Here is a 15,529-nt window from a genome sequence, read left to right as displayed (position 1 = left end):
CCTTGCACCCTGCCGCGTCCTATGGGTGTCGCCAGTCCCGGCGGCTCGCATCCGCGGATGCGGCAGGAGCAAGGTAGAAGGAGTTCCTCATGGCCAACGCGACCGATACAGCCCCGGCCAAGGGCGGCACGACCGTGACGAGCACGACCCAGCACGACGGCAGGACGACGATCGAGGACGGCGTCGTCGCGAAGATCGCCGGTATCGCTGCCCGCGAGGTCGCCGGCGTCTACGCACTGGGCGGAGGCGCTGCGCGTGTGGTCGGCACCATCCGTGACGCGCTCAACTCCACCGACCTGACCCAGGGCATCACCGTCGAGGTGGGAGAGAAGCAGGTGGCGGTCGACGTCACGATCGTGGCGGAGTACCCCGTCGCACTGCAGACCGTCGCGGACGGGGTGCGTGAAGCGATCTACCGGGCGATGCGCGACCTCGTCGGTATGGAGGTCGCCGAGGTCAACGTCACCGTCAACGACGTCCACCTGCCTACGGACGACGCCCCGGACGGTGAGCCGCAGGCAGGGCGCGTCCAGTGAACGGGACCATCGGCGCGGCGGCGGGCGCGATCCTCGCACTGACCTGGATCACGCTCGGGTTCGGGGCGTTCCTCCTGGTCGCGGTCGCGATGCTGATCGGTGCCGCGGCCGGCCGGGTCGCCGACGGCCGGCTGGACCTGCGGGCTCTGACCGAGGCGTTCCGCGGCGGGCGTTCGTCGTCATGACCGCCTCGGACCGTTTCGTAGAGGCGGAGTCAGGGGCGGAGACGGAGGCGGAGGTGGCGGGCGCCACGAGGATCTCGGCACGCGCCCTGGAGCATCTTGCCGTCTGCCTGGTCCGGGACGCGGCGCATGTCCAGCACCGTCAGGTCTCGGTCCGCCTGGCCGACGACGACGGCGGGCTGACGGTCTGGGTCTCGGTGCCGGTCGCCGTCGGCCCGAACACGGCGGGATCGGCGGCAGAGCGCGGTTCGCGGCTTCGCCGAGGCGTGATCGTCGGGATGCGCGACCTGGCCGGCCGGACGGTCACCGCGGTCGACGTGCGGTTCTCGGGTGTGCACCAGGTCAGCGGAAGGAGGGTGTGGTGAACAGACAAGAGGCTGTGTACCGACGCGTCCTGCGTCGCGAGAAGCACTCGGCTCGCACCGGCCCAGCGGTCGTCCTCGCCATGGTTCTCGTGGCACTGCTGGTCGCGGTGATCGCCCTGTCCGTCGGACGGCACGTCGATCCAGGGCTCAGCGAGACGGTCACCGACCGGCTGGCCGGACCGTCCTCAGGGGCAGACCGACGAGCCGCGACCGTGGCCGGCGCCCTCGCGGTGATTCTCGGCCTCTCGGCGGTGACCGCGGCCGTGCTGCCCGGACGGCTGCCGCGACGCTCACGCAACACCGATCGCCTGGCGCTGCTCGTCGACGACGGTGTGCTCGCCGACGCGGTAGCTGCGGCCGTCGCCGCTCGCTGCGGGATCGAGCCACGTCAGGTCTCCGCCACGGTAGGCCGCCGGCGCACGACGGTGCGGCTCACCCCGACCAGCGGCGTCGCCGTCGACGGTGACGCCGCCACCGACGCGGCGGGTGCGGCGCTCGGCGCCGTGGGGTTCTCGACCGTGCCCAAGCTGCACGTAGCACGGCGAGGAGTGCTCTCATGAGTGCGACCAGCAGGCTTCTGAACCGTGCGCTGCTCCTGGTCGGCGGTCTCGTGCTGGTCGCGTCCGGGGCGGCGGCGATCCTGACCGGGGCGGCGGCGGGCTGGACGAGGTCCTGGCTGCCGACCGACCCGGTGACGGCAGCACTGTCGCCGGTCAGGACCTGGGCCGCCACCCTGCCGCGGACAGGCGGTGTGCCGGGTGCCGTCACGGTCACGGTTGCCGTCGCGACGGTGCTGGTCGTCCTCCTGGTGGTGTTCGTCCTCACCCGGGGTGGTGGCAGGACACGGACGGTCCTCCGGCTGCAGACCGACGAGGGAGCCACCTCCGTCGACCACGATCTCCCCGAGGCCATGCTCGCGCGCGCGCTCGGCGAGCGGCCCGACGTGTTCTCGGCCCGCACGGGCGTGTACCGCGTGAAGGGAGAGCCGGCGATCAGGCTGACGATGACGGTGCGGCGCGGCGCCGACCTGGCTCGTGTGCTGTCAGCGGCCGAGCTCGCGGTGCGGGAGTGGGACGCGTTCGCGGGCCGGGAGATTCCCGTCCTCGTTCATCTGGCCGACCAGCGCTGGCGGGACCGCTTGCGCGCGTCGGCCCGTGTCCGGTGACCCGTTCCCAGAGCTGCCGGAAGTGGGGAGTCGCATGAGGGAGCAGTCCGCCCGAGGCAGGGATGAGCAGCTCCCGTCCCCCCTGGAGCAGGCTGATGACGGCATCGTCGCCGGACGCGCGGCCGACGGAGACGTCGCGGCGTTCTCCGTGATCGTGCGGCGGTACACGCCCATGATGCGCGCTTCGACGCGTCGCATCCTGAACGGCAGCGCGGAGGTGGACGACGTCGTCCAGGAGGCCTTCGTGACCGCCTGGCAGCGCCTTCCCGAGCTGGAGGACCCGCGCAAGCTGCGCAGCTGGCTCATGCGGATCGTCGGTCGCAAGGCTCTGGACCGCCTCCGTGCCAGTCGCCCGCAGGTCAGCACCGCAGACATCGACCACCCGGCTCCTGCCCATGCCGCGCCCTCGCGCGTGGCGGAGACCCGGGCAGGTGTCGACGCCCTCGACGCGGCGCTCCAGAGGCTCACCGACGCCGAGCGCGAGTGCTGGGTGCTGCGCGAGGTGGGTGGATACTCCTACGACGAGATCGGCGAGGCGATGGACGTCCCTGTCACCACGGTCCGAGGGCTGCTGGCACGTGCGCGCAAGCACATCATCGTGCGGATGGAGGAATGGCGATGACCGCTGAGGACGAGACGCCGGCTCCGCACCGGTTCGAGCTCGAGCCGGAGGACCTCGACGGGCACACCATCGAGGAGCTCACCGACTACCTGGAGGCCGGCCGCACGCCGTCGGACCCGTCGATCGACAGGTCTCCAGCCTGCCGGCTCGCCCTGGACGCCCTCGAACGGCTCGGTCGCCTGACGCCGGACCTCATCGCTGCCGACCTGGCGGCCGAACCGGAGACCGACGAGAGCTGGGTGCGGCGCGTGCTCGGCGGCATCGTGCTGGAGGCCCGGGCCGGGCGCCGGATCCCGCTGGCGCCGCCCCGGCCGAATGCGGACCTGGTCATCACCGAGGGCGCGGTGCGGGGACTGGTCCGTGGCGCCGAGAACGTGGTTCCCGGCGTCCTGGTCGGACGCTGCCGCTTCGAGGGCGACGTGAGCGTGCTCGGTACCCCCGTCCGCGTCCTGGTCGACGTCAGCGTCCCGTACGGGCAGGCGATCCCGAACCTGATCGCGCGGCTGCGCGCAGAGATCGCCGACCGTCTCGCGGCTCACACCCAGCTCGACATCACAGCGATCGACATCACCGTCCGGGACGTGCGACCGCTGCCCGGAACCGAGGGAGACCCCGTTGACCGCTGAGCACCTGCCCCACGTCGCGGCGGAGATCGAGGCGACCGTGCGTGCGATCGACGGCGTCTCGGACGTCTACGCGACCGGCTCGGCCGTGCTGAGGACGATCGGCGCGAGCGCGCGACGGCTCGGACTGCGCGCCGACGAGGCGTCACCGGTCCTGGTCCACCGGGACGAGGACGGTGTCCACGTCGACATCGCGCTCGGTGTGCACGCGACCGACAGCGCCACCCGCCTCACGCGCATCGTGGACCAGGCAGTTCGCGATCTCCTGGCCGAGCAGGGACTGACGAACGCCTACATCGCGGTCTCGGTCGTCCACGTCGACGAGCTGCCACCAGCTCTGGCACCGGGTCGCTCGTGACCCGGCCGACAGCGCGACGGCATGGAGCCTGATCCTCGCCCGGGTCCCATCCGGATCCTCCATCGCTACGAATCACGGGTGTCCTACTCAGGCGGCGGCTGCGCCGGCGAAGACGCTGTCACGTGGGCCGTCGCCCAGCAGGTCTTCCTCTTCATCTGAAAGCAGACCCATCGATGACCGAGACGCTTGTCGACAGAACGTCCACCAGGCCCGGAGAGACCTACCCCTCGCTGTCGAGCCGAGGTCGCCGCCCGTGGTTCGGCCCGCTGCTGCGGCGGCTGCACTTCTACGCAGGCATCCTGGTGGGCCCGTTCATCCTCGTCGCCGCGACCAGCGGCGCTCTGTACGCGCTCACCCCCGCCCTGGAACAGGTGGTGTACGACCACGAGCTGCATGCCCCGGCCACCGACGCGTCCGTGCCCCTCGACGAGCAGGTCGAGATCGCTCAGACCCACATCGGCGAGGGCGCCGCCCTCACAGCGGTGCGCCCCGCCCCCGGAGCGGGGGACACCACGCGGGTCATGTTCGCCCAGGACGGTCTGGGGCCGAGCGAGTCGCGCGCCGTGTTCGTGGACCCTGGGACCGGCGAGGTCCGCGGTGACCTGGTCACCTACGGCTCCAGTGGCGCGCTGCCGCTGCGTGCCTGGGTCTCCGACCTGCACCGCAGCCTGCACCTGGGTGACCCTGGCCGGCTGTACAGCGAGCTCGCCGCCTCCTGGCTCGGCATCGTCGCCACCGCGGGGCTCGTGCTGTGGATCAACCGGCTCCGCGCTTCCCGCCGCGCGGCACGCAGCGCACGTCCGAAGGCGCGGCGCACCGGGTATCGGCGTGTGCTGTCGTGGCACACCACCGTCGGCGCCGTCGTGGTGCTGGGCGCGCTGTTCCTTTCCGCGACCGGGATCACCTGGTCCCAGCACGGCGGTGCCAACGTCGGCGAGCTGCGGACCAGCCTCGGCTGGCTCACCCCGTCGGTCAGCACCAGCCTGGCCGACGACGCCCCCGACGCCGGTGACGGGCACGCGGGGCACGGAGGTGCGCCGGGTGCGGACCTGGAAGCGTCGGACGCCGCTGCCTTCGGGGCGGTCCTGGCCGTCGCGCAACAGGTCAACGTCAACACGGGGGAGGTAGAGATCAAGCCGCCGGCCGGGCCCGGCACCGCCTGGGTCGTCCAGGAGACCAAGAGCAGCTTCCCGACGGAGGGCGACTCGGTCGCCATCGACGAGACCACGATGCAGGTCGTCGACCGCGCCGATGTCGCGGACTTCCCGCTGGCGGCCAAGCTCAGCACCTGGGGGGTCGACCTGCACATGGGGCTCCTGTTCGGCCTGGCCAACCAGCTCGTGCTGTTCGTCCTGGCCCTGGGCATCGGCTCCATGGTCGTGCTCGGCTACCTCATGTGGTGGAAGCGGCGTCCTACCCGCGAGCCGCAGGGCCTCGGCGGCCCGCCACCGGCCAGAGGCGCGCTGCGCGGTGCGCCGTGGTGGGGCGTCGTCGCCGTCGCCGCAGGGGCTGTCGCGGTCGGGTGGTTCCTCCCGCTGGTCGGCTACACCCTCGTGGCGTTCCTCGTGGTCGATCTCCTGGCCGGCATGGCCAGGGCTCGGCGCGAGCGGTCACCTGTGTGACGTGGGGGTTCCGTCGTCGCGGTGCGCGAGCGTGGCGAGCGCGTCCTTCCAGTGCCCTTCGGCAGCGGCCGCGTGCCGTTCGGTGTCGAAGTTCTCCTCGACCACGGTGACGAGCGTGCCACCGTCGTCGGGCTCGAGGACGATGCGGATCTCGTGGTAGTTGGCGGGGACGTCCTCGAGCCCGTTGAGCGGCGCGAAGTGCGTGAAGTGCAGCAGCCGCGGCCGCTCGACCGCGATGACCTGGCCCTTGTCGGCGAACACGCGGCCGAAGAAGTGACCTTCGAAGGTGATCGGGCTGCCTGGACGGAAGTCCGTCTCGATGTTGGCGCCGAGCACCCATCGCGCTCCGGGGTGCATGAGCTCCGCCCAGACCCGCTCGGGTGGCTCGGCGACGTGCGTCGTCGCGGTGACGGTGTGCCGCGGGGTGTCTGTGCTCATCGCTGCCCTCCGTGGTGCTCTCGGACACGACCGTACCGCGCCCGCTCGGACCCTGGGCTCCCTTACGCCGCCGAGGGCGCGCCCCCCGAGGTGACCTGAGCACGTTCGAGCACGAGGAAGTCGGTGACCCCGAAGAGCCGCACGAACGGGAGCTGCGCCTTGGGCAGGTAGGGCAGCGCCTCGGCCCGTCCGATGATCTGCGCCGCCGTCACCTGGTGCGTCTGCCCGTCGTTCACCAGCTCCGCGGAGCCTGCCGCACGGATGTTCCGCAGCCAGTCCGTATCGGACCCGTAGGAGAGGATCGCGAGAAAGGCGTCGTCCATGGGGAGCACCCCGATCGGGGTCGCATACGGCGTTCCTGAGCGCCGCCCCACGTGCCGGACCACGGCGAGCGCCGATCCGGACCGGCCCGCCAGCCGCAGCATCCGAGGATTGTTGAACCGGCGGTTGAACCTTCGGACGACGACGAGCGCCTGCGGGCGTTTGGTGCGCATGACCACCACGAGCGTCAGGAGCACGCTCAGCACCAGCACTACCAGGCCGACGATCACCCAGAGGGTCCCGATCCACATACCGTCCCACCTTCCGCTTGCGCCGACTCCGTGTACGACGACAACCATCACGTCCGCTCCGCAGTGGGTCAAGCAGGCCCGCGTGGGCTCATCTGAACAGCTGGTCCGCCGCGACGGACAGCCGCACCTCGTCGCCCGCGACCGAGGCGATCTGGTCCGCCTCGACGTATCGGTGTCCCGAGAACAGGCCGCTGGCGTCGACCCGGACGTAGCCGAGACGCGCGAGGCGCTCCTGGGCCTGCTCGCTCATGCCGCTGTCGGTGCTGAAGATCTCGGCGAGCGACGTGAGCACGTTGCCCGACGTCTCGGAGGACTGGCCGGCGCCGGTGGTGGCGCCGGCGTCGGACATGCGCACCTCGTCGACGGTTCCCACCGCCTCGCCGTCGGCGTCGACCACCGTCATCCCGGTGGTCACGTCGCGGATCGGTCCTGTGGGGCCTGCGAACTCGCTCATGTCCGTCCTCCTCCTCGTGGGTTCTCGTGATGCTCTGCTGAAGGGCTCTCGCCGGCCGGCCGGGCCGGCGGCTGCTGCCTTGCCCGCTCAGCTCGGCGGGTCGACCGGCTCGGCACCACGTTCGATGCGTACCCCGGCGAACTCGACGTCGACGGGTGCCGCGAACCGCCGTCCGTTGATCTCGTCGTGCCGCATGAAGGTCGGCGGGTCCACGTGCACCCGCAGTGTGTACTCGCCGTCCTCCGGCAGCTCCCAGTTGCGCGCGTAGTGGTAGAGCATCGGGTGCCAGACCAGCTCCTGCGGGAACGGCCCGAGCTCCTGTCCGCCGGGCGTCACGAGCGTCGCGCTCACGTTCAGGCCGGGGACGAAGCGACCGTCGGCCCCGTCGCAGACGACGACCTCCACGTGCGCGTTGGCGGCGCCCGGGTTGTGCCACACCAGCTCGCCGTCCTCCAGGTGGTACATCCCCTCGGCCTTCTCGATGGCGTAGCCGACCAGGTAGTCGCCCGCCTGCTGGGTGCCCCCGGCGTCGGCGACGTCCTGAGCCATGTGGTCGAGGGCCTTGCGGTAGGCCGCACCCTGCGCGACGGCGAGCCGTAGCTGGCGCTCGGTCGCCTCCGACGAGCCGGGGTCCCTCGGCGGTGTGGTGGCTGGTGTCGTCATCCGTGCCTCCTCGTCCAGGGGTGGTGGGTGCTCTCGATGCTCCACCGTCCGGCGGGAACCCGCATCCGGGGTCGTCCCGCGTGCCCCGTCGGCGGGTGGCGCCCTCGGACGGGGCCACCCGCTAACGGAGCACGCGGATGCTCTCGATCCGAACCTCACCCACCGTGCTGAGCGGGTCGATCCGCAGCGTCGTGATCGGGCTCGCCTGCGGCGGGACGCTCACCCGGTAGACCTGCGGCCCGCCCGCAGCGACCCCGAACCGGGCGCTCCGGTGCTCCGCGGCCCCGGGCTGGTCCGCCGTTCCCCAGAAGACCTGTCCCTCACCGGCGGTCGACGACGTCATGGTGATCTCCACGGTCGCGCCCGCCGACGCGTCCAGCGACATCGGCCCGGTGAACGACAGAACCGGGTCCCCGCCCGTGGAGGTAGCCTGAACCGCGCCGTCCGCCACCGCGAAGCCGTCGAGCTGGTTGGTCGGCTCCCACCCCTCGGCCTCGCCGTCCGTCTCGAAGCCCCACGACTCGATGGCAGTGGTGATCCGTAGGTCGGCACGGTCGCCCGGGGTGCCCGCGTCGCCGTAGAGCGCCGTGACCTCGATGGTCCCGGCCGGCGCGCCTGCGTCGTCCGGCGCGGTCACGGACGTGCTGATGCTCGCCTCCCCACCTCCGGCGAGGTCGTACGGGACGGTCGCCGGGTCCAGGACCCACCCGTCGGGCGCGGTGAGCTCGACGACGCCGGTCAACGGCGCGGCGGTACGACGGTTGCGGATCGTGACGACCGCCGTCGTCGAGCCGCCGGGCCCCTCCAGGACGTCCGGTTCGGCCACCAGGGAGACGATCTCGACCGGGGAGACCACGTCCACGACCGTCGTCACGGGCACGGCGATCGTGGCCCGGCCGTGACGGTAGGTCACGACGCCGTCGAGGGTGACGCCGTCTGCGACCGGCTCCTCGGGCCCTGCCGACAGGGCCAGCGGCAGCATCACGGACGTGCCCGGTCGCACCGTCCGAGGGCTGGTCCCCGGCTCCGCCGACCACCCGGCGGGCAGGTCGAGGGTCAGGGTCGGTTCGGTCAGCCGGGAGCTACCGCCGTTCGCGAGGGCCGCCTCCAGGTGGGCGGTGGAGCCGGGGACGACGTCCGGCTCGGTGAGCTCCAGCGTGACGGTCACACCGAGCAGCAGCGTGCTCGCAGCGGACAGCGCGGCGCCGGTCCGGTCGAGCGACGCGACCAGCGCCTCGGCGTCGGCCTCGCCGACCGAGCCGTCGTCCGTCCAGCGGTCGAGCGCTTCCCGCAGCTCCGCGACCCGGGACAGCGCCTTCGTCGCGGACGCCAGGCCGGCTCGCTCCCGGCCGGCGAGGACGTGCTCGTGGGCGGAGCCGACGACGCGGTCGAGCACGGACGCCTCGGCGAGCAGACGCTTGCCCACCCCGCGGCCCACCGCGCCGGACGTGACGAGCTCGGAGACCTCCTGGCGGAAGGCCGAGGCCTCGTCGGCGGCCTCGCCGATGTGACCGCGAACGGCGTGCGACTCGAACGCGTACGTGCCCGACCCGACCTCGAAGACCGCCGCGCCGTCCTGCATCCGCACGAACCGGACGCCGGGTGCGTCGGCGGCGCCGGCGCCGCCCTCTGAGACAGCGTGCCGACCGGTCGCCGGGACGTGGACCAGCGCCGTCGTGTTGGCTGGGACCGTCACGTCGAGCGCGAGGTCGTGGTCGGACCGCTGCTCCCAGGCGGACCGGACCACTCCGTAGGGCGAGTCGTGGCTCACGGCGGCGTGGGTGAGACCGCCACCGGGTCGAGGGGCGACGTCGAAGGTCGAGTAGCCGGGGCTGGTCGCCGTGATGCCGCCGATGGAGGAGTACATCCACTCGCCCACGGCGCCGTAGGCGTAGTGGTTGAAGGAGTTCATGCCGGGGTCCTGGAACGAGCCGTCCGGGCGGATGGAGTCCCAGCGCTCCCACGTGGTGGTCGCGCCCATCGTCACCTCGTACAACCAGGACGGGTACCCCTTCTCCAGGAGCAGCCGATAGGCCACGTCGTCACGACCCACGGCCGACAGCGCGGGCAGGAGGTGCGGCGTGCCGAGGAACCCCGTGGACAGGTGCCAGTCGCGGGCCTCGACGGCCGCGACGAGCTGGTCGCCCACCGCGTCCAGCCGGTCCTCGGGGACGAGCCCCATGTCGATCGACATCGTGTACCCCGCCTGCGAGCCGCTCCCGATGGTCCCGTCCGCGGCGATGAACCGGTCTGCGTAGGCGGCACGGACACGCTCGAACAGCGCGCGGTACTCGTCGGCCGCCTCGTCGCGGCCGGTGGCCCGCGCCATCTCGCTCAGCAGCCGTGCGTCGTGGGCGTAGTAGGCCGTGGCGATCAGCGTGTTGGGGGTGGCGTCGTCGAGGTTCAGCCAGTCGCCGATGCCGTGCCCCTCCGGGACGATGTCGTCCTGCGCGACGGAGCTCCAGAAGCCGACGAGATCGACCATCATCTGCCAGTTGTCGTCGATGACCCGGGTGTCGCCGTACTGCGTCCACGTCGCATGGGTGACGGTGACTCCGGCGTCGCCCCAGCCGGCGGAGACGTTGCTCTCGCCGACGCCGGGCTCGGTGCCGGGGGCGACGCCGGGGAGCGCCCCGTTCGGGGCCTGCCGGAGCCGCATGTCCCTCAGCCACTTGGTCAGGAAGGCGTAGGCGTCGTGGTTGAACGTCGCGGTCTCGGCGATGACGTTGAGGTCACCGGAGTAGCCGAGCCGTTCGTCGCGAGCGGGGGTGTCGGTCGGCACGGAGAGGAAGTTGCCCCGCACGCCCCAGACGATGTTCGAGTGCAGCTGGTCCAGCATCGGGTCGGAGGTGTCGAACGTCGACGTCGCCCGGTTGTCCGTGCCCACGACGATGCCGGTGACGTCGTCGGCCGCGGGGGGAGTGTCCAGACCGGTGATCTCGGCGTACCGGAACCCGTGGAAGGTGAAGGTCGGGCTGTACTCGGCGGTGCCGTCGGCGCCGAGGGTGATCGTGTCGGTCGCCCGTGCGGTGCGCAGGTTCGCGGTGTAGAGCGTCCCGTCGGGGTTGAGCACCTCGCCGTGGCGGATCGTCACGACGTCGCCGGGCCGTCCCGTCAGCCGGGCCCGGACCCAGCCGACCATGTTCTGGCCCAGGTCGTAGACCGTGACGCCGTCGGCGGGCGTGGTCACGGCTTCGGTGGGTCGTTCTTCCGTCACCCGTACCGGCGGATCCGTCTGCGCGTGCAGGTCACCGACCGGGGGAGCGGACACGCGGGCCGCGGTCCAGGCACCCGAGCGGCCGGGTTCGCTCCACCCGGGTACCTCGTGGCGGACGTCGTAGGTCTCACCCATGAGGAGGTCCGCGTCGAGGACGGGGCCGGGCGTCGTGTCCCACGACTCGTCGGTCGTCACGACCGAGCTGGTCCCGTCCTCGTAGGTGACCTCGAGGCGGCCGAGGAACGCCGGGTCGGTCCCGTACCGGTGCTGGCCGACCCAGGCGAGGTGGCCCGCGTACCAGCCCGTCCCGAGCATCGCCCCGATCGTGTTGTCACCCTGCCGGAGCAGCTCGGTGACGTCGTACACCTGGTACTGGACCAGCTGGCTGTAGTCGGTCCAGCCCGGCGCCAGCTCGTGGTCACCGACCCGGGCCCCGTTGATCTCGGCACGGTAGACACCGAGGGCCGTGGAGTAGAGCCGGGCGGAGGCGACCGGTCGGTCGATGCGGAAGTCCTTGCGCAGCAGCGGCAGGGCACGCTCCTCGCTGGTGAGCACGCCGTCCTCGACGACGCCGGAGACCTTCAGGCGCCCGTCGTCCACGCTGCCGATCGCGAACGGGTTCACGCCGTCGGAGAAGTCCGTGTGGAAGAGCGTCTCGCCACCCTGGGTGACGGTCACCTCGTCGACGTCGCCGGACTCGCCCTGGGCCGACCGGAACCCGATGGTGCCGGACGACCGCAGGGGGATGGCACGGGAGTCGATGACCTGTCCGTCGATGCTCGTGGTCGCCCGGCCGTCGGCCACGGCGACGGCGATCTCGTGCTCGGCGGTGAGACCGCCGGGCAGGGCCTCGTCCGGGACCGGGACGTCGTCGAGCAGGGCCCAGCTCCCGTTGGTGCGGCTGTGCGGCCGGAGGCTCGGTTCGCCACGTGCGGACAGCTGCCACATGTAGGCGTTGTCCGCCGTGGAGTCCGAGTAGAAGACGATCCCGAGCGCCTCGGTGATGTCGCTGGTCCGGACGCGCAGCGTGTAGTCGCTCCACCCGGTGCCCCTCGGCCCGTCCGGAGGGCCGCCGACCCACTCCGCGCCCCACGACCCGGCACTGGTGGCGTCGGCGGGCAGCGCGGTCTCGAACGAGCTCGGCTCGCTCCATCCGGTGGCCGTGCCAGCGCCGTCCCACACCCGGACCCGCCAGTGGTGGCGGGTCGTCGCCTCGAGCTGCTCGCCGTCGTACGGGACGTTCACCGACTCGCTGCTCTCCACCCGGCCGCTGTCCCACACGTCGGGGTCCTGGAAGCCGTCGGCCGACGTCGCGACCTGGATCTGTCGCGCCGTCTGCACGATGCCGCGCCCCGGCCCGTCGAGCTGCCAGGAGAAGACAGGTGGGTCCACGGGGATACCGAGGGCCTCCTCCAGGTGGTTCACGGACAGCGTCCCGACCGTGACCGCACCGACCCCACCGGGATCGCCGGTCTCTGCGCGGCCGACGGCGGCGGTCCCGGTGAGCGAGACACCGACCAGAACTGCTGCGAGGGCGGGCACCAGAGTGCGCCGCACGGCCTGCCGGATGTTCGTGATCAGCACAGACGTCTCCTTTGACGACTTCGTTCGATCTCACGTCGCCGAGGGCGGACGCGGTTCCGCCCCGGCAGGCCGGGTCAGCGCGACAGCAGCTTGGAGCTGAGCCGCACCGACCTTCCGGGCCGGTAGGGACGGCTCGTGCGGACGCCGTCGCCCCGCAGCGTGATCCGGTCGCGGGTCACGGTCAGCTCGAGCCGCTTCCCGTGCCAGTAGAGGTTCCGTACGCCCGCGTGGCTGAGCGACGAGGGCAGGTTGGGGGTGATCACGAGACCGTCCGGCTCAGCCTCTACCCCGACGAAGGCGTACATGAAGCTGGCCGGCGCCAGCCCGCTCTCGGGGAACGGGATGTCGGTCCCGACCGAGGTGCTGCCTGTGCCGCTGTCGACGGTGCTCTCGCCGCGGAACAGCGGGGTGCCGCCCGAGATGTGGTCGGGCTCGCTCCAGCGGTCGAGGATCGCCGTCAGCCGGGCCCAGGCGTCGTCGGCGGAGCGATAGCGGGCACGCGCCATCACGTCGAACCCCGAGGTGTAGAGGATGGCGCCGCCGTCCTGCACCTGGTGCCCCCACGGGGTGTTGAGGTTGTTCAGGAAGAACCAGTAGCTGTTCCGGCGGGTGGTCGCCCGCGGTGCGAACACCCACGTGGAGTAGATGTCAGCGGGTCCCTCGTAGTGCTCGCCGAGCGCGACGACGAACCGCGACCGGGCGTCCGGCGCCGGTGCGCCGTCGGTGTAGGCCGATGCGCCAGGCACGGCGGTCGCCGACGACCACCACGCGAGCGACCCGGTGACGTTCGATACCTCCAGGTAGTAGACGCCCGGCGCCTGGCTCGGCAGCTCGAGGTGCGCCACGCCGCCGTCGCCCCAGTCGCTGAACTCCTGCTCAGCGACCTTGTCCTGCGGCGTGGTCCCGGGCAGGCCCCGGTAGAGCGTCATCGTGAACGCGGCACCGCGTTCGCTGTAGGTCGGGAACCGCGCCGCGACGCTCGTGAACCGTGCGTCGGCCGTGAAGCTCTGTCCCATGGTGTGCCCTGGCTCGATCTTGGGCGCCTGGCTCCCGCCCTCGATGAGCACCACCGAGTCCTGCAGCTCGGTGTGACCGTTGTCGAGCCAGTCGAAGATCCGTCTCGCCTGTGCCGCCGACGGCAGCCCGAACGACGCGGCCTCGAGGTTCACGTAGGTCGCGCCGTAGTCGTGCACCACGCCGTCGACGTCGATCGACTGCACGTACCGGCCGGCGGTGTCGTTCCAGAACAGCTCGTTGTACCGCGCCCGGACGGTCGGGCGCAGCGCGTCCAGCTGTCTCGCCCGGGCCTTGTTCCCGACGAAGTCCTCGAGCTGGGCCATCGCCTTCAGCGCACCGTAGAAGTAGGCGTTGGCGTAGGCGTCGAGGTAGCCGTGGGACGTGATGTCCCAGTAGTTGGAGGGCACCGCACCGTCCCGTGCGTCGTGGTCGGGCGAGTCGATGGTGACCACGCCGCTGCTGCCGCCGAGCGAGTCCAGGTAGAAGTCCATGGCACGCCTGACGCGGGGCAGCATCGTGCTCAGGAACGCAGAGTCGCCGGTCCAGGAGAAGTAGCGCCACGCACCCAGGATGTACATCGCGTTGGACGTGAAGTGCCTGCTGTCGTAGAGGTCGGGATCGGGGAAGGGCCAGCCCTGTGAGTCCGTCCATGACCAGACGTACCCGTCGTCGTCCTGCTTGGTGTTCAGGAGGCTCGCCGACTGCTCCGCCGCACCGACGGTGCCGGTCCAGTCCAGGATGCGCCCCTCCCAGTCGGCCCAGTCGGCCGCGTGCCCGCTGAACCGGAAGCTCAGGGCCCGCTCCCAGTAGAACGTCGAGAGCTGCGTCGCCCGGACCTGGTCCGACGCCAGGAAGGCGGGGAAGGCGTCGGGCAGCGCCTCGGTGTGGGCCTGCACGTCGATCGTGACCGACCGCGAGATCACCTGCGCCGGTTCGGTGCTGCCGGTGTTCAGCGTCAGCTTCATCGAGTCGTCGGTCATCGTGCCGCCGAGGATCGGCAGGGGCGCCGTGAACCGGAGGTCGTAGGGGCCGGTGCCGGTGGCCCCGACCCACTTGGTGCCCAGCACGGGATTGGTCCAGGCGGCCCGGCGCTTGAGCTGCTGCGCCGGGATGTAGTACCCGTCGTCGCCGATGAACCGGCTGAACAGGACGCCGTCCGCGTAGTCGACCGAGAACCCGTCCTTGGCCCAGGTCGTGTTCAGCGTCGTGCCCAGGTCAGCACGCGGGTCACCCTGCCACCGCAGCTCGTGCGACATCGTCAGCCTCGGGCCGTCGAGGCTCAGGTCCCAGGACGCGATGCCCTCGACGTCGAAGCCTTCGACGTCGAGGGTCATCGTCCGCCCGGACAGCCGGACCCGGTCGCTGTAGGCGGCGCCGCCGACGTCGACGCTGGTATCGCCGCTGTGGGCCCACCAGCCGGGGGAGCCCGAACCGTCGGAGGCCTCGAGGTAGTAGGTGCCTGCGGGCTGAGCGGGTACCTCGACGTAGGCCCATCCGTTGTCCTGGAGGGGGTCGACCCGCTGGCGGCCGATCTCGGTCAGGCCGGTGCCGGGAGTGCCCGCGTACAGGGTCAGCGTCATCGTCGAGCTCGAGCTGTTCCAGGTCGGGAACTGGCCGCCGACGCGCGTGAAGCGGTGCGCCGTCGCGACGAACGTCTGGCCGAGGGTGCCGCCAGAGGGGAGGGCGACGGGCGCGTTGAGCTGCTCCTGGCGGAGGTTCGCCGGGGAGGGGAGCTGGATCCCGGACAGCCGCAGGGTCGTCCCCTCGGTGGTCCAGGTGACGTCGCCGTTGTGCCCGGCGTCGAAGAAGTCGGAGGCGCCGAGGAACACCGACCGGAAGGCAGTGGGTTCGTAGCGGCCTGTGCCGGCCGGGTCGCAGGCCAGCTCGGTCAGCTTGCCGTGCGCGCCGGAGAGGCGGACGAACCCGTTCTCCAGCCGGTAGGAGGTGGCGTCCGGCGCGGCGGACGCGCGTGCGGGGTGGGGGATCAGCGCGGTCGCCGCGGCGACGACCCCGGCTCGCTGGAAGAAGAGGCGTCGGCTCAGAGAGGAACGGTCATCGCTGGTGCTCATCGGGATAGCTCCGTTGCTATGAAAGATGAAACGTTTCAAGTA

Annotated in this window: 15 protein-coding genes; 9 read left to right on the top strand and 6 right to left on the bottom strand. The window is 71.6% G+C overall.

Going from position 1 to position 15,529, the window contains the following annotated elements:
* Positions 1–89: 89 nt before the first annotated feature.
* From APR04_RS22850 to APR04_RS22810, 9 genes are all read left to right on the top strand, one after another.
* A complete protein-coding gene (locus tag APR04_RS22850) occupies positions 90–536 on the top strand; it encodes an Asp23/Gls24 family envelope stress response protein (RefSeq protein ID WP_253874717.1) in 447 nt (148 codons plus the stop codon).
* Positions 533–721: a DUF2273 domain-containing protein gene (locus APR04_RS22845; protein WP_253874715.1), complete on the top strand. Its 189-nt coding sequence runs from the start codon at positions 533–535 to the stop codon at positions 719–721. Before APR04_RS22850 ends, APR04_RS22845 begins: the two co-directional genes overlap by 4 nt.
* Entirely contained in the window at positions 718–1,083 is a 366-nt protein-coding gene (locus tag APR04_RS22840) for a hypothetical protein (RefSeq protein ID WP_253874713.1), read from the top strand. The genes APR04_RS22845 and APR04_RS22840 overlap by 4 nt, the downstream gene beginning before the upstream one ends.
* Positions 1,080–1,643, top strand: a complete 564-nt coding sequence (locus tag APR04_RS22835; protein WP_253874711.1) for a hypothetical protein — start codon at positions 1,080–1,082, stop codon at positions 1,641–1,643. The genes APR04_RS22840 and APR04_RS22835 overlap by 4 nt, the downstream gene beginning before the upstream one ends.
* On the top strand, positions 1,640–2,248 hold the full coding sequence (locus tag APR04_RS22830; protein ID WP_253874709.1) for a hypothetical protein: 609 nt from the start codon (positions 1,640–1,642) through the stop codon (positions 2,246–2,248). The genes APR04_RS22835 and APR04_RS22830 overlap by 4 nt, the downstream gene beginning before the upstream one ends.
* Before the next feature lie 34 nt (positions 2,249–2,282).
* A complete protein-coding gene (locus tag APR04_RS22825) occupies positions 2,283–2,870 on the top strand; it encodes an RNA polymerase sigma factor (protein WP_253874707.1) in 588 nt (195 codons plus the stop codon).
* Entirely contained in the window at positions 2,867–3,496 is a 630-nt protein-coding gene (locus tag APR04_RS22820; protein WP_253874705.1) for an Asp23/Gls24 family envelope stress response protein, read from the top strand. Before APR04_RS22825 ends, APR04_RS22820 begins: the two co-directional genes overlap by 4 nt.
* On the top strand, positions 3,486–3,851 hold the full coding sequence (locus APR04_RS22815) for a hypothetical protein (protein WP_253874703.1): 366 nt from the start codon (positions 3,486–3,488) through the stop codon (positions 3,849–3,851). Before APR04_RS22820 ends, APR04_RS22815 begins: the two co-directional genes overlap by 11 nt.
* A gap of 173 nt (positions 3,852–4,024) precedes the next feature.
* Entirely contained in the window at positions 4,025–5,473 is a 1,449-nt protein-coding gene (locus tag APR04_RS22810) for a PepSY-associated TM helix domain-containing protein (RefSeq protein WP_253874701.1), read from the top strand.
* Here APR04_RS22810 and APR04_RS22805 read toward each other — a convergent pair.
* The 6 genes from APR04_RS22805 to APR04_RS22780 form a co-directional block, all read right to left on the bottom strand.
* Complete coding sequence (locus APR04_RS22805) at positions 5,462–5,911, bottom strand: SRPBCC family protein (RefSeq protein ID WP_253874699.1); 450 nt, start codon at positions 5,909–5,911, stop codon at positions 5,462–5,464. The two genes, APR04_RS22810 and APR04_RS22805, sit on opposite strands and share 12 nt — an antisense overlap.
* A 62-nt stretch (positions 5,912–5,973) precedes the next feature.
* Positions 5,974–6,483: a nitroreductase family deazaflavin-dependent oxidoreductase gene (locus APR04_RS22800; protein WP_253874697.1), complete on the bottom strand. Its 510-nt coding sequence runs from the start codon at positions 6,481–6,483 to the stop codon at positions 5,974–5,976.
* 88 nt (positions 6,484–6,571) lie between these two features.
* The gene (locus APR04_RS22795; RefSeq protein WP_253874695.1) at positions 6,572–6,937 is read right to left on the bottom strand and encodes a DUF2171 domain-containing protein; all 366 of its coding nucleotides are present in this window, start codon (positions 6,935–6,937) and stop codon (positions 6,572–6,574) included.
* Positions 6,938–7,024: 87 nt separating this feature from the next.
* Complete coding sequence (locus APR04_RS22790; protein ID WP_253874693.1) at positions 7,025–7,600, bottom strand: iron transporter; 576 nt, start codon at positions 7,598–7,600, stop codon at positions 7,025–7,027.
* 121 nt (positions 7,601–7,721) lie between these two features.
* Positions 7,722–12,401 carry a family 78 glycoside hydrolase catalytic domain gene (locus APR04_RS22785; protein ID WP_253874691.1) on the bottom strand — a complete coding sequence of 1,560 codons (4,680 nt, stop codon included), beginning with the start codon at positions 12,399–12,401 and terminating at the stop codon, positions 7,722–7,724.
* Positions 12,402–12,475: 74 nt separating this feature from the next.
* Positions 12,476–15,487, bottom strand: coding sequence for an MGH1-like glycoside hydrolase domain-containing protein (locus tag APR04_RS22780; protein ID WP_253874689.1), 3,012 nt, complete (start codon positions 15,485–15,487; stop codon positions 12,476–12,478).
* Positions 15,488–15,529 lie beyond the last annotated feature (42 nt).

This window comes from Promicromonospora umidemergens, from assembly GCF_024171995.1.
Lineage (GTDB): Bacteria > Actinomycetota > Actinomycetes > Actinomycetales > Cellulomonadaceae > Promicromonospora > Promicromonospora umidemergens.
Note: the sequence above shows the minus strand (reverse complement) of the source record. Positions and strands in the feature narration are given on the sequence as shown.

Coding starts and splice junctions, on each gene's coding strand:
- APR04_RS22850 (WP_253874717.1), top strand. CDS start 90: ATGGCCAACGCGACCGATACAGCCCCGGCCAAGGGCGGCACGACCGTG.
- APR04_RS22840 (WP_253874713.1), top strand. CDS start 718: ATGACCGCCTCGGACCGTTTCGTAGAGGCGGAGTCAGGGGCGGAGACG.
- APR04_RS22830 (WP_253874709.1), top strand. CDS start 1,640: ATGAGTGCGACCAGCAGGCTTCTGAACCGTGCGCTGCTCCTGGTCGGC.
- APR04_RS22825 (WP_253874707.1), top strand. CDS start 2,283: ATGAGGGAGCAGTCCGCCCGAGGCAGGGATGAGCAGCTCCCGTCCCCC.
- APR04_RS22820 (WP_253874705.1), top strand. CDS start 2,867: ATGACCGCTGAGGACGAGACGCCGGCTCCGCACCGGTTCGAGCTCGAG.
- APR04_RS22810 (WP_253874701.1), top strand. CDS start 4,025: ATGACCGAGACGCTTGTCGACAGAACGTCCACCAGGCCCGGAGAGACC.
- APR04_RS22805 (WP_253874699.1), bottom strand. CDS start 5,911: ATGAGCACAGACACCCCGCGGCACACCGTCACCGCGACGACGCACGTC.
- APR04_RS22800 (WP_253874697.1), bottom strand. CDS start 6,483: ATGTGGATCGGGACCCTCTGGGTGATCGTCGGCCTGGTAGTGCTGGTG.
- APR04_RS22795 (WP_253874695.1), bottom strand. CDS start 6,937: ATGAGCGAGTTCGCAGGCCCCACAGGACCGATCCGCGACGTGACCACC.
- APR04_RS22790 (WP_253874693.1), bottom strand. CDS start 7,600: ATGACGACACCAGCCACCACACCGCCGAGGGACCCCGGCTCGTCGGAG.
- APR04_RS22780 (WP_253874689.1), bottom strand. CDS start 15,487: ATGAGCACCAGCGATGACCGTTCCTCTCTGAGCCGACGCCTCTTCTTC.